The sequence below is a fragment of the Mycetohabitans sp. B8 genome, from assembly GCF_021991875.1.
Taxonomy (GTDB): Bacteria; Pseudomonadota; Gammaproteobacteria; order Burkholderiales; family Burkholderiaceae; genus Mycetohabitans.
The window spans coordinates 45,571-59,405 of the sequence record NZ_JAHLKR010000011.1; the positions used below are offsets into that span (position 1 = coordinate 45,571).

The 13,835-nt window shown below is 63.5% G+C and carries 10 protein-coding genes and 1 pseudogene; 8 read left to right on the forward strand and 3 right to left on the reverse strand.

Going from position 1 to position 13,835, the window contains the following annotated elements; translation table 11 throughout:
- The first annotated feature begins 81 nt into the window (after positions 1 to 81).
- Entirely contained in the window at positions 82 to 2,361 is a 2,280-nt protein-coding gene (locus tag KQH60_RS04640) for a cytochrome c biogenesis protein ResB (RefSeq protein ID WP_237575388.1), read from the forward strand.
- Between the two features lie 5 nt (positions 2,362 to 2,366).
- Positions 2,367 to 3,614: a c-type cytochrome biogenesis protein CcsB gene (gene ccsB, locus KQH60_RS04645; RefSeq protein ID WP_237575389.1), complete on the forward strand. Its 1,248-nt coding sequence runs from the start codon at positions 2,367 to 2,369 to the stop codon at positions 3,612 to 3,614.
- A 225-nt stretch (positions 3,615 to 3,839) separates the two neighbouring features.
- Here the strand turns inward: ccsB and lysA are convergent, their stop codons facing one another.
- Together lysA and KQH60_RS04655 are read right to left on the reverse strand one after the other, a co-directional pair.
- Positions 3,840 to 5,102: a diaminopimelate decarboxylase gene (gene lysA / locus KQH60_RS04650; protein ID WP_237575390.1), complete on the reverse strand. Its 1,263-nt coding sequence runs from the start codon at positions 5,100 to 5,102 to the stop codon at positions 3,840 to 3,842.
- A 180-nt stretch (positions 5,103 to 5,282) separates the two neighbouring features.
- A pseudogene (locus KQH60_RS04655) lies at positions 5,283 to 5,444 on the reverse strand (lipoprotein); the annotation flags it as partial.
- 35 nt (positions 5,445 to 5,479) lie between these two features.
- Here KQH60_RS04655 and cyaY point away from each other — a divergent pair.
- Positions 5,480 to 5,815: an iron donor protein CyaY gene (cyaY, locus tag KQH60_RS04660; RefSeq protein WP_237575391.1), complete on the forward strand. Its 336-nt coding sequence runs from the start codon at positions 5,480 to 5,482 to the stop codon at positions 5,813 to 5,815.
- 51 nt (positions 5,816 to 5,866) lie between these two features.
- On the opposite strand, the gene KQH60_RS04665 is transcribed toward cyaY, so the two are convergent.
- The gene (locus KQH60_RS04665) at positions 5,867 to 8,275 is read right to left on the reverse strand and encodes a penicillin-binding protein 1A (RefSeq protein ID WP_237575392.1); all 2,409 of its coding nucleotides are present in this window, start codon (positions 8,273 to 8,275) and stop codon (positions 5,867 to 5,869) included.
- 227 nt (positions 8,276 to 8,502) lie between these two features.
- Here KQH60_RS04665 and pilM point away from each other — a divergent pair, with 227 nt between their 5' ends.
- The 5 genes from pilM to KQH60_RS04690 all read left to right on the forward strand — a co-directional run bounded on the left by pilM (position 8,503) and on the right by KQH60_RS04690 (position 13,834).
- Complete coding sequence (gene pilM, locus KQH60_RS04670) at positions 8,503 to 9,483, forward strand: pilus assembly protein PilM (RefSeq protein WP_237575393.1); 981 nt, start codon at positions 8,503 to 8,505, stop codon at positions 9,481 to 9,483.
- A gap of 113 nt (positions 9,484 to 9,596) precedes the next feature.
- On the forward strand, positions 9,597 to 10,199 hold the full coding sequence (locus KQH60_RS04675; protein WP_237575394.1) for a hypothetical protein: 603 nt from the start codon (positions 9,597 to 9,599) through the stop codon (positions 10,197 to 10,199).
- A complete protein-coding gene (locus KQH60_RS04680; RefSeq protein WP_237575395.1) occupies positions 10,196 to 11,242 on the forward strand; it encodes a type 4a pilus biogenesis protein PilO in 1,047 nt (348 codons plus the stop codon). Before KQH60_RS04675 ends, KQH60_RS04680 begins: the two co-directional genes overlap by 4 nt.
- Positions 11,239 to 13,020 (forward strand): type IV pilus secretin PilQ, encoded by a 1,782-nt coding sequence (locus KQH60_RS04685; RefSeq protein WP_237575396.1) that lies wholly within the window; start codon positions 11,239 to 11,241, stop codon positions 13,018 to 13,020. The genes KQH60_RS04680 and KQH60_RS04685 overlap by 4 nt, the downstream gene beginning before the upstream one ends.
- A gap of 205 nt (positions 13,021 to 13,225) precedes the next feature.
- A complete protein-coding gene (locus KQH60_RS04690) occupies positions 13,226 to 13,834 on the forward strand; it encodes a shikimate kinase (protein WP_237575397.1) in 609 nt (202 codons plus the stop codon).
- Position 13,835 lies beyond the last annotated feature (1 nt).

Sequence of the window (13,835 nt, forward strand, 5' to 3'; positions counted from 1 at the left end):
AAAGGGTGAGGGCCGGCGATGCCAGTGCCGTCACCCTTTTTTGCTGGCAGGGGCGCAGGCAGCGTCCGAATGGAGTGTGAATTGAGTGTTTCAACATCGGGCGTGCAGATTCGTACCGAACACCGGATTGTGCGCGATGCGATCGAGTTGCTCAGCTCGATGCGCTTTGCGATCAGCCTGCTGGTCATTCTTGCGATCGCGAGCGGCATCGGCACGGTGCTGACGCAGGAAGACCCGTACCCGAACTACGTTAACCAATTTGGTCCGTTCTGGGCCGACATCTTCCGCGCGCTCGGGCTATACACGATGTACAGCGCGTGGTGGTTCATGCTGATTCTCGCGTTTCTGATCGTGTCGATCTCGCTGTGTGTGATCCGCAATGCGCCAAAGATGATCGCCGACATGAAAAGCTGGAAGGAGCGCGTGCGCGAGGGCAGCTTGCGTGCCTTTCACCACAACGCGGAGTATGTGGCAACAATGGATCGGGAGCACGCGGCGCAGACGCTCGGCGCGCTCGTGCGCCGGCTCGGCTACCAGATGCGAGCCGTGCCGCGTGACGAACCCGACGGGACGGCAACGCTGATCACGGCCAAGCGTGGCGCATTCAATAAGCTTGGCTATATCTTCGCCCATCTGGCGATCGTCGTGATTTGCCTTGGCGGGCTGCTCGACAGCAACTTGCCGATTAAGCTGCAAATGTGGCTATTTAACAAGACCCCCGTGCAGTCCAACCAGGTGATCAGCCAGATTGGCCCGGAGCACCGATTGTCGCAGTCCAATCCAACCTTTCGAGGCTACGCGTGGGTGCCGGAAGGCCAGCATGTGTCCACGGCCATACTGAACCAGCAGAACGGTTCCCTGATCCAGGATTTGCCGTTTTCGATCGAGTTGAATAAGTTTATCGTCGACTATTACTCGACCGGCATGCCCAAGTTGTTCGCCAGCGACATCGTCGTGGTCGACCATAACAGCGGCAAGCGCATCCCGGCACGCGTCGAAGTGAACAAACCGTTCGTCTACGACGGCGTGGCCATCTACCAATCCAGTTTCCAGGATGGGGGCTCGACAATGCGCATGACCGCTTACCCAATGACCGGCACCGGCAGCCAGCCCGTGCCGCTTGCCGGTACGATCGGCGAATCGATGCCGCTGGGATCACTCGGGCAGGACGACACGGTCGAGTTTACGGATTTTCGTGCCATCAATGTCGAGAACGTGTCGAACGGCGCCGGGCAGAAGGATGCGCGCGGCGTATCGCATCAATCGCTTAAACAGGCGTTTGACGAACGGTTGGGCTCGGGGGCGAAGACCTCGAAACCGGTCGAGTTGCGCAATGTCGGTCCGTCCGTGCAGTTCAAGATTCGCGACAAGAATGGGCAGGCGCACGAATATAACAATTACATGCTGCCGGTGCTGATCGATGGCCAGCGCTTGTTTCTGGCAGGCATGCGCAGTCGTCCCGATGATCCGTTCCGTTACTTGCGCATTCCGGCGGACAACGCCGGCTCCGTCAATGAATGGATGCGGCTGCGCGCGGCGCTGGCAGATTCCGCCGTGCGCGACGAGGCAGCGCGCCGATTCGCCGTACAGTCGATGCCATCGGCCGACCATAGCGCATTGCAGGACCCTTTGCGCGACAGTGCCGAGCGCGTGCTGAATTTGTTCGCCGGCGGCGCGCGCATCGACGGCATGCCCGCCGGAACGCCCTCGAGCGGCGGATTCCAAGCTGTGGCCGAGTTCATTGACCATTCGGTGCCGAGCGCGGAGCAGCAAAAAGCAGCCGAGTTGTTGTTGCGGATGCTCGAAGGAGCGATCTGGGAAGTGTGGCAGATCGCACGGGAGCGCGCCGGTGAGCCGCCCGCGCCGCCCAACGCCGACAACACGCGTTTCATGCAAAGCGCCATTAACGCGTTGTCGGACAGTTTTTTCTATGGCGCGCCAGTGTACCTGCAACTTGACTCCTTTAAGCAGGTCCAGGCGTCGGTGTTTCAGCTGACCCGTGCGCCCGGCAAGCATCTCGTGTATCTTGGCAGCATCCTGCTCGTGCTGGGCATCTTTGCGATGTTCTACGTGCGCGAACGTCGCTTGTGGATCTGGCTCAAGCCTGAGGGAGCGCACGGCGGCACTCGCGTCCTGATGGCTATGTCCACGGCGCGCAGCACGCTCGATTTTGCTGGCGAATACGCGCGCATGCGCGACGCGTTCGGTGCGGCGCTGGGTGCGCGGCCGCTCGATGCAGGCCCGTCGCATGTTGCCACGTCCCATGCCGATACGCGTTCGTCCGATGCCGGCGACGACGCACCGTCGTCGCAAACGGGCGGCACGTCGGCACCCACCTCCTTGCGATCTCCGCAAAAGTAAAGATCATGGATTTAACTCATTCGTCTTCCCGGCCCGCCCGGGCCTCAGTGGCGGATACGGCGTCACGCCCGCCATCCGTCGCCCAAGCCACTGCGTCGGTTGAGGGGCCGCTGGCCGGGCTACCCGACTTCGAAACCCGTGCGCTGCTGCGCCGCCTGACGCTGCTCGACGGGTTGTTCGCGTTGTTGGTCATCGTGGGTGCGGGCTTTGCGCTGTCGCGCTATCACGCGTATATGAACGTGTATGACGTGGGCGTGTTGTGCGGTACCGTGCCGGCGTTAGTCGTGCTGGGCTGGCGCTGGAAGCCGATTCGATGGCTGGCGCTGGGCATCACGGTGCTGGCACTGTCCGGCGTGGCGCTATATCGTGGCGACTTGGCACGGGCCGAGTCGACGTTTTTTCTGAAGTACCTGCTGTCGAGCCAGTCGGCGATCCTATGGATGAGCGCGCTGTTTGTCATCGCGACCGTGTTCTACTGGATCGGCACGCTGACGCGCTCGGCCTCGGGCGGCGCGATCGGCTCGAAGCTGACGTGGGCGGCGGTACTGATGGGATTCGTGGGGATGATGGTACGTTGGTACGAGTCGTACCTGATCAGCCCGGATGTCGGCCACATTCCGATGTCGAACCTGTATGAAGTGTTCGTGCTGTTCTGCCTGATCACCGCGTTGTTTTATCTGTATTACGAATCGCATTATCGCACGCGGGCATTGGGTGCATTCGTGCTGCTGGTGATCAGTGCGGCCGTCGGATTTCTGATGTGGTACTCGATATCACGCGACGCGCAACACATTCAGCCGCTCGTGCCGGCGTTGCAAAGCTGGTGGATGAAGATCCATGTGCCGGCGAATTTCATCGGCTATGGCAGCTTTGCGTTGTCGGCGATGGTATCGGTGGCCTATCTGCTCAAGCAGCGCGGCATGCTGGACGATCGGTTACCTTCGCTCGAATTGCTGGACGACGTGATGTATAAGTCGATCGCGGTCGGCTTCGCGTTCTTCACGATCGCGACCATCCTCGGTGCGCTGTGGGCTGCCGAGGCTTGGGGAGGCTATTGGAGTTGGGACCCGAAGGAAACCTGGGCGTTGATCGTCTGGTTGAATTACGCGGCTTGGCTGCACATGCGGCTGATGAAAGGGTTGCGTGGCGTGCCGGCGGCATGGTGGGCGCTGACCGGTTTGCTCGTGACGACTTTTGCATTCCTCGGCGTCAATATGTTCCTGTCCGGCTTGCACAGCTACGGCAAGCTCTAGGCGCCGCCGCCGCACGGCGATGACTCGCATCGCGACCGGCGCACGTCGGCGGGTTTTTGGGCGGGGCCCCGATGCAGCGCAATATGAATGAGCACGCTCGCTCACGTCGCTAGTTGGCACTACGTCGTTGAGTTGCCCACGCCGTCGGAGTGCCGCCCGTTTGAGAGGCGAATCATCCGGTGAGGAACGCGCCGCGCGGCGCTACCTTCCGAGTCGTCATCCGGTTCAGTCGGGTAGCGCTGATTCGCCGTCCATCAGTTGCGCGAGCGTTTCGCGTCGGCGGGCCACGTGCACCCGCTCGCCGTCCACAAGCAATTCGGCGGCGCGGGGGCGGGTGTTGTAGTTCGAGCTCATCACGAACCCGTACGCACCAACGGACCGTATCGCAAGCAGGTCGCCGGACTCCAGCGCGAGTGACCGATCGTGAGCCAACCAGTCGCCACTCTCGCACACCGGGCCGACGATGTCGTAGGTCTCCAAAGGCTGGCCATCGCGCGGTGCGACCGCGTCGATCGCGTGATACGCATCGTACATGGCGGGGCGAGCAAGGTCGTTCATCGCCGCATCGACGATCGCGAAATGCTTGACTGCTCCCGGCTTTAAGTATTCGACGCGGGTCAGCAAGATTCCCGCATTGCCAACCAGCGAACGGCCAGGCTCGAACCAGATTTCACGATGGCCATGTCCACGTCGACCAAAATGGTCCAGTATTGTTTTCACGAACGTGCCGATGTCCGGCGGCGTTTCGTCGTCGTAGCGAATGCCCAGGCCGCCACCGACGTCGATATGGCCGATTGGCGCGCCGTCCGCCTCGACTTGCTCGACTAACTCGAGTACCTTGTCGATGGCATCGAGGTAGGGGGAAATCTCGGTGATCTGCGAGCCGATGTGGCAGTCGATGCCCGCAATGCGCAAATGTTTCATGCCCAGCGCCGCGCGATACGCCGCACGCGCATCGTCGAAGGCGACGCCGAACTTGTTCGCCTTTAGACCCGTCGAAATATACGGATGAGTCTTCGCATCGACATCGGGATTGACACGCAGCGATATCGGTGCGATCCGACCTGATTCACCGGCGACCTGGTTCAGTCGTGCCAATTCGGCCAGCGACTCGACGTTGAAGCACCGCACGCCCGCATCCAACGCAATGCGCATGTCGGCTGCGTTCTTACCGACGCCGGAAAACACCACGTCGTGCGGCTTGCCGCTGGCGGCGAGCACGCGCGCGAGTTCGCCGCCGGAGACGATATCGAATCCGGCGCCCAGGCGGGCGAACACGTTCAGCACGGCAAGGTTGCTGTTGGCCTTGACCGCGTAATGGATCTTGGCGCGGCGGCCGACGGCCGCGCCCGCGTAGGCCTGGTAGGCGTCGGTTAGCGCGGCACGCGAATAGACGTAAAGCGGCGTGCCGTATTGTTCAGCGAGTTGGTTCGCTGGTACGCGCTCAACGTGCAGTTGACCGTCGATGTAGGCGAAGGCATTGACCATGAATCAGCGGGCAGATCAGCGTGCAGGTTGGGCGGTATCGGGGGCAGACCGTGGAGCCGACAGGTCTGGCGCAATCCGAAGGCCGCGCTGCGATGGGTTGGGGGAGGGCGTCGCGGATGCGCCCGTGGCGCTGCTAGCCGATGACGTAGCGGTGGCGCTTGCTGATGGTGCGATGAAGGCTGGCCGTTCGGGCAGCGGCGGCACACTGGGCAAGTACAATGGGCCACGCTGTCCACAGCCCGCGAGCACGGCGACTCCCCAGGCCACGATACCATACGATACGGCGCAGGCACGTGCGCGCGGACTCGCTACAATGCCCGACAACCCTGAAACGACACGCATGACAAACCTTGTCAATCTAACCGGTGGAGTTTAGCATGACCGATACCGAATACCTGGAACTCGCTGAGCAGACGCTCGACGCCGTGCAGACGGCGGTCGAGGACGCGGCCGATAAGGCGGGCATCGACGTCGAATGCGAGCGCAGTGCAAACGTGCTGACGCTCGAATTCGACGACGACTCGAAAATTATTGTGAACCTACAGCCGCCGATGCAGGAAATCTGGATCGCGGCGAAGTCCGGCGGGTATCACTTTAAGTATGTCGAGGGCGCGTGGCGCGATACCCGCGCGTCGACCGAGTTTTTTGCGACGTTGTCCGCCGCGATGTCGCAGCATGCGGGCCAGCCGATCACGCTAGCGCGTGCGTCGTGAGCCGCTGTGCGGTGCACCGCGTTCCGTGCGCGCCGCGCTTGTGCGGCGTGCTCACTGGCCTTTGAACAGGTTCATGATGTCCTGTCGTTCGGATTCGTTTACGCTCGTGTTGACACCCGAGTCCGGGGCTGCGTTCGCCGATTCGTCAGCTAGCGCCGAAACAGGCACGCCGACTGTCGACACGAACCCTGAACCCGGCAGCATGTTGGCGTAGTACAGTTCGCCGCCGATGTCCTCGATGCCCGGTGGGCGGGGCATTGTGTAGGTGGGTTTGCCCTTGAGCGCCCGGCCCATGTAGTCAATCCAAATGGGCAATGCGAGGCCGCCGCCGGTTTCGCGATCGCCCAGGCTGCGCGGGCTGTCAAAACCGATCCATGCGACTGCGACCAGCGTGTGCTGATAGCCGGCGAACCAGGCGTCGCGCGAGTCGTTGCTCGTGCCGGTCTTGCCGCCAATGTCCACGCGCTTGAGCGCGTTCGACTTGGCGCCCGTTCCGCGCTGGGCGACGCCAATCAGCAGGTTGTTCATGATGTACGCATTGCGCGGATCGATCGCGCGCGGCGCATTCTGGTCGGCCACCACCGGCTGCGCGCGCGCGGCGAGCGCGCCGCGCGCATCGGTGATCTCGGCAATCAGGTAGGGATTGATCCGGTAGCCGCCGTTGGCGAACACTGCATAGCCGGCGGCCATCTGCAATGGCGTGACGAGCCCCGCGCCAAGCGCCATCGGCAGGTAGGCGGGATGTTTGTCCGCGTCGAAGCCGAATTGCGTGATGTACTGCTGTGCGTAATGCGTGCCGATATGGCTCAAGATCCGGATCGATACGAGGTTCTTCGACTTCTGCAGTGCGGTGCGCATCGTTATCGGACCATCGTAGCTGCCGCCGTAGTTCTTCGGCTCCCACGCTGGGCCGCCGGGCGTGGTTGGCGGAAAGTACAGCGGCGCGTCATGGATGATCGTCGCCGGACCTAGCCCCTTGTCCAGTGCGGCCGAATAGATGAACGGCTTGAAGCTCGAACCGGGCTGGCGCCACGCCTGCGTGACGTGATTGAATTTGCTCTTGTTGAAATCAAAGCCACCGATCAGTGCGCGGATCGCGCCGTCCTGCGGCGAGAGCGCGATGAGCGCGCTCTCGACCTGCGGCAACTGCACGATGCTGAATGCACCATCCGCGGCCTTGGTGATTCGGATGATCGACCCGGGGCGGATGCGCTGGTTCCGCTGCGCACGCCCGGACAAGGCCGCGGCAGCAAAGCGCAGCCCGTCGCCTCGGATGGTGACGGTGTTGCCGTCGAGCATCGAAGCTTTGACCTCGTGCGGGCCAGCTTGCGTGACGACGGCGGCGACCAGGTCACCGTTGTCCGGATGTTCGAGCAATGCGTCATCGATCGCCTGCTCGCGCTCGGCAGCATCCTGTGGCAATGCGACAAATCCTTCCGGTCCACGGTAACCGTGGCGGCGGTCGTAGTCCATCACACCTTTGCGCACGGCGCGGTATGCGGCCTCCTGGTCCGCCGAATCGATCGTCGTCACGACTTCGAAGCCGCGCGTGTAAGTCTCGTCGCGATACTGCGCATGCATCAACTGCCGCACCATCTCGGCCACGTACTCGGCGTGCACGCTGTACGGGGCGCTGACCGTGTTGAGTACGATCGGCTCGTGTACCGCCGCGTCGTATTGGTCCACGCTGATGGCGTGCAACTCGAGCATACGTTTCAGGATGTACTGCTGGCGTATCTTCGCGCGCCGGGGGTTCACCACGGGGTTGTATGCGGATGGCGCCTTGGGCAGCCCGGCGAGCATGGCCGCCTGAGCGAGCGTTATGTCCTTCAAATCCTTGCCGAAGTACACGCGCGCCGCGCTGGCGAAACCGTACGCACGTTGTCCGAGATAGATCTGATTCATGTAAACCTCGAGAATCTGATCCTTCGTCAACGCCGACTCAATCTTGTACGCGAGCAGCATCTCGTACAGCTTGCGGGTGTAGGTTTTCTCGCTGGACAAAAAGAAGTTGCGCGCCACCTGCATCGTGATCGTACTGGCGCCTTGCGCATTGCCGCCCCGAGTGAAATTGGCCACGCCGGCGCGCAGGATGCCGGTCAGATCGACCCCGCCATGATCGTAAAAGCGGTAGTCCTCGATCGCTAGCACCGCCTTTTTCATCACATCCGGGATGTCGTCGAATCGCACGATACGCCTGCGCTCCTCGCCGAATTCGCCGATCAGCACATGGTCCGCCGTATAGATGCGCAGTGGCAACTTGGGGCGATAGTCCGTCAATGCGTCCAACGGCGGTAGGTTGCGCTCGGCGACGAGCACCGCGTAGCACACCACCAGCGTCAGTGCCAGTAGCGTACCGATTAGCAGCGTGCCCAGCCCGAGCAGAGCCCGCCACCATAGCGCGCGCTTGCGCTTCGGGCCGGCCGGGGGAGGAGAGGCGTCAGGCGTCGTTGATTGCATGGGAATACCAAAAACACGAACTCGCGATTATAGCGGGGCGTGCTGACAGGACGGCCCGCCTTGTCCGCAAGGATGCCCATTGTGGACGCGACGTGGTGTGAGCGAGCCGCCGCTGGCCGATCAGCCGAATGTTCGGCGGCGGCGCGGCTCGCAACAATGTCGGCATGCTTCGTTGAGCGCAGAGCCGGAGCGGTTTCCGGCCGACGTGGCGCAGCAAGGGAGGGAACATGCAGAATGCTTTATTGTCTGTCGGACGCCGGTTCGCGGCGGGAATCGACATTACGCCGTCGGAAATCCGGATGGCGGTGGCCAGCCGTAGGCTGGCTGACGGCGCCGACGTGCGCGTCGAACACCTGGCGGCGCAACCGCTGCCGGCGGGCGTGGTGGATGATGCCGAAATCCTGCGGCCCGAATGCGTGTCGCGGGCATTGAGCGTATTGCGTGACGGTATTCCAATACGGCGCTCCCTCGCCGGTGTGCGATACGCGATGGCGTTGCCGCCGGCGGTGACCTACACGGGCGTGACCTCGCTCGCCGAACTGGCACGGCGCACGCCCGGCCTCACTTCGGCGCAGCATGCGTGCGCCGCGTTCGACGAATTGGAGCCGGCCGTGCTGGCCGAGGCCGAACGCCTATTCGGTGTGGATCCATCGTCGATCGTCGTCGATTGGCTCATGGCAGATCGGGATGACGATCCCGACGCGGTGACGATCACCGCCGCTTCGCGTGATTGGCTCGATATCCGGATTGCCACGGCAGCGGCTGCGAACATCGTGCTCAGTACGGTGGACGGCGAGGCAGCGGCTGCACTGCGTGCGTGCCGGCTGCATGGTGCACTCGTGCTGCCCGCCGGTTGTTGCTGGTGCGCGGTATGGGTCGGCGGTGGCACTGTGTATGCATGGCTGCTGCGCGGCACGATGGTACGGCGCGAGTGGCATGCATTAGCTGGGCACCGGGGCCCGATATTGGACGCGCTGCGTGACGCGCTGGCCTCTGACGACCTCTCGGGCGCCGTGGTGAGCGGCGAGGTGGCCGCGATCGCGGCCGCGGGACTTGATTTCGATGCGTTGCGCGGCGCGCTCGGATGCGATCCGCAGCTATTCCAGTGTGCGCCGTTTTGCCGCGCGTCGATTGCCGCACAACCGTGCAGCAACAGTCCGGCGTATGCCGTCGCCTTCGGGCTCGCGATGCGCGGGGTGCTCGAATGAGTGGCGTGTCAGCGAGGGCTCGTGACGGGCGTTGCCGCGCGGCATGTGCGTTGCTGCTTAGGGACCTTGGCGGTTTCAACCTGTTGCCCCATCGCGCGCGGCGCCGAGGCAGAATGCGTCAACGCAGAGCGTTTGGCGCCGCGTGTGCCGCGTTGGGCGGCGTTGGGGTCGCGGCGATCGTGGCCGCTGCCGTCGGACGCAATGACATCGCGGCTGAGCAGAGCCGGCAACGGCTCGAAAGTGACCTTGCGGCTGCAGCGATTCCGATGGCCGAGCACGCCGGCCTGCAGGCCGAGTTGGGCGCCTACCGCGCGTTTTGCGAGCATGCGACACAGCGCGCGGTGCGCAGGGATCAGTTGCTCGCGCTGCTCGACCGTCTGTCGAGGGCCACAGCCCATGACGTGCGCCTGACCGAGCTGAGTCGGCATGGCGACGAGACGTTCGTCAGCGGGCAAGCCACTGGCCAGTCCGCTTTATCTGCATGGTTAAATGAAATGCGGCATGCGCCAGGCGTAGTTTCGACCAGCGTCCTGTCATTTCGGCGCGTGCTGCCTGATCGTGAGGCCGCCGACACAGGTCGTACCACGCCTGCTGGCGCGTTCAACTTTACCGCGCGCTTGACCCACGCCGGTACGCGGCCGCCGGTGTCGCCGCATGAGCAGCGTGTTGCGGCGAGAGGTGTGAAACAGTCCGTCCACGCTGGAGAGGCTTCATGATGGCACACACAATCGATGCTTCCCTTTACGGCTTACGCGGCCAGGCGGCGCTGCTTGCATCGTGGCGGGCATTGGCGCGGCCGCTGGAGCAGTGGCCGGCCATGCAGTTCCGTATCGCGATGGGGGCGTTGGCCACGCTGTCGTTCGGCGGCACGCTGTACGTGTCGCAATCCTCGCATGATGAGCGCATGCGCGCCGAGGCCGTGGCGGCGGCTGGATTGCGTGCAAAGACTGCACAAGCCCATCGGCAAGTCAGCGCGTTGCCCGCCCTCAGGCGCGAGTTGGAACAGATGCGTGCTATGCGGATCGATCCGGATGTCGCACAGCACATGCAACGGCTCGACACGTTGGCAGCACGTGCGGGCCTGTTACTCGACAGCGTCGAGCCTGTTGCCGAAGTCGCGTTGGGAGAATACCGGGGTGAGGGGGCGCAAGCAGTTGGCCGGCAGACAGCCAGGCTGGCCGCATCCGGCGACTTTATCAGCGCATGGTCCTTTCTCGGCGCGCTGAGCGCGCTGCCGGTGATCGCGGTACCCGACGAGGTCCAACTGAAAGCGGACGGTGGGCAACTCTCGTTGCGCGCCATGTTGACGATATACGGCATGCGCGGTGGACCCGGTCTCACTGCAGCTGGCTGCGGCCGCGAGTGGGTGCACGAGCCCCGTGTGCCGTTACCGGCGCGCAGCCTGGCGGCTGCTGCTATTCGCGTGCATGATGCCAGCAGGGATGACGCTGCCGAGCGAGACGTCGATGCCGACCGAAAGCGTGCCGGCGATCCACCTTCGCCGTTGCCATCGGATCCTTTTAGTCGGCCCCGCGCACGCCAGCCTCGCGTAGCGTCGGTTGCGCCACCGGTGTGGATCGGCACGATATGGAGCGGGTCACGCCGGGTCGCCGTGGTCGACGCGATCAAACCTCGCTTGCCGGCCGCCCCAGGCGATGGCGCCGACTTGGCGGCGGGGGCCATTGCCGACGACGCGGCCTGGGAGGTCGGGCGAGGCGATCATGGGCCATCGGCGCCACCCGCGGAGGGTTACGGGTGAGCAGCGTTCGATTCGGCAACACGCGTCGCGTGGCGGCGCGGTGTTTTACGGCCACGCTGGGCGTTGCGCTTTTCGGGCTTGCCGGGGCACTGGTTGATGCCCGTGCCTCGTTGGCCACAGGACGGCCCGTGTCGCATGCCATGGCCGAGCATGATGTGCGCATGCTACAACTGCCTAGCGCGGCGATGGCGGCGGGTGCGCCGGCGCCGGCGTTTCGTCTTGGGCCCGTGCCGAGTCTTGCGTCCACACCCACGCCCACGCCTGGTTCCGAGGCCATACCTGCACAGACGCCATGGCCGACGCCGAAGGTCAACGCACGGGATGGTGCCGAGCCTTCCGCCGCCCCGCCGGCTGTGTGCAGCGGCTTGCGCTCCGGCGCAAACGTGCACGATGGTACGGACGCGGCCAGGCCAATATCCTTGACTTTTCGTGACGCGGAACTGAGCACGGTACTCGGCGCCTTCGCCGAATTCACGGGATCCAACATCATTGTCAGTGACAAGGTTCGCAAAAAAGTGTCGCTGCATCTGGTCGACGTGCGATGGTCCCATGCGCTGGCCGCGTTGCTGCAAGCGCACGGACTCGAAATGGAGCGACGCGGCAATGTGATATGGATCGCGCCGGCGGCCGAAATCGCGGCGCGAGAACGCGCGTTGCTGGAGGTGCGCGCGAAACGATTGCAACTGGAGCCGCTGGCTAGCCGCTTGTTCGAACTTCATTATCAGCGAGCCGAAGACGTGCGCACGATGATCTGCGCATCGGGCAGCCAGCGGCTGTTGTCCAGCCGCGGCGCGGCGAATGCTGACCCGCGTACCAATCAATTGTTTGTCACCGATGTCCCCGAGCGGCTGACCGACATCGCGTCGCTGATCCAGGCGATCGATCGGCCGACCCGGCAGGTGTTGATCGAGGCGCGGATCGTTGAGGCGGATAATGAATTTTCCCGCGCGCTGGGGGCACGAGTCGCGATGCTCAAGCGCGACGGCGGCGACCGTCCGACATCCGGTGGCGAGGTGGTGTCTCAAGGGCGTACCGGGGCAGGGCTGCGAGGGCCGATGGTCGATCTATTGGCGGCCCCGCTTTCCGGGTTTGCGCCGGCCAGCGCGGGCATTGGGCTGTTGAGCGCGTCGGTATCGAGGCTGCTCGACATCGAGCTCAATGCACTGGAGATGCAAGGGCGCGGCCGCGTCGTATCGAGCCCACGCGTGATCACCGCGGATCGCTTCAAAGCCGTGGTCGAGCAGGGGGCCGAAGTGCCGTACCAGACCCGTACGCAGCGGGGCAGCACGGTACAGTTCCGGCGCGCGACGCTCAAACTCGAAGTCGAGCCGCGCATCACACCTCGCGGACATGTGATGCTGGACCTTGACATTGCCAAAGACAGTGTCGGCTCCGAGATGTTACATGGGCCGGCGATCCATACGAAGCGAGTGCACACGAGCGTGGAGGTCGAAAACGGCGGCACGGTCGCGATTGGCGGCATCTATTCCCAGGACGATCGGCAAGACGAGGCTCGCGTACCCGTCCTAGGTGATATCCCGCTGATCGGTGCTTTGTTCCGGCATCGGGCCCGAAGTGACCGTCATAGTGAATTGATCATATTGATTACTCCCACCGTCGTCACTGGGCTGCAAGAAACCGCGTCCGGGGCGCGACGCAAGGATTTTGGAGCCACACCACGGCCCGGCGGCGCCGAAGCCGACCCTGCGCAGGGGACCGAAGCGGACCTGCCGCAGCCTGCTGAAGCGGGTCCGTTGCAGCCAATCGAAGCGAACTGACTACGGCCTACCGAGGCGGGTTCGTCACAGTCCGCCGAGCAGGACGCACACGAAACCGAGGGGCAGCATGAGGGGGGATGCGCAAATCGTCCGCGCCGCCTGTCGCGATGCGTGTGTCCCGGCTCCACAAGTACGGTGGTACTGTGCTGCGGCCTCGACAAACTACGACGTTTGCAATTAAGCTGCGCGACGGACTAGTAGATTCATGTCAATGACACAGTTGCTCGACGCGATGGCAAACGCCAGCGTTTTTTTTATCGGATTGATGGGGGCGGGAAAGACGACGGTCGGTCGTGCTGTCGCCCGTCGCCTCGGACGCCCTTTCGTCGACTCCGATCACGAAATCGAAGCCCGTACGGGCGCGCGCATTCCGGTGATATTCGAGCACGAGGGGGAGGATGGCTTCCGCCACCGGGAATCGGCGATCATCGATGAGTTGACGCGCCGTCCAGGCCTGGTCCTGGCGACGGGCGGCGGCGCAGTGATGCGGCCCCAAAACCGTGAGTGGCTGCATACGCGCGGCATTGTCATTTATTTGCGCGCCACGCCGCATGACTTGTGGCTGCGTACCCGTCGCGACAAGAATCGTCCGCTGCTGCAAACCGACGATCCGCGCGGCAAGCTGGAATCGCTGTTCGAGTTGCGAGATCCGCTGTATCGTGAATGCGCGCATTTCGTGATTGAAACCGGACGGCCCACTGTCAATGGTCTTGTCAATATGGTACTCATGCAACTGGAACTGATCGGCCTGCGCCCGCAGCCCGACTGCGAAGCATCGCAAGATGCGCTGCCGCCCCATGACAATGCTTGTTGAG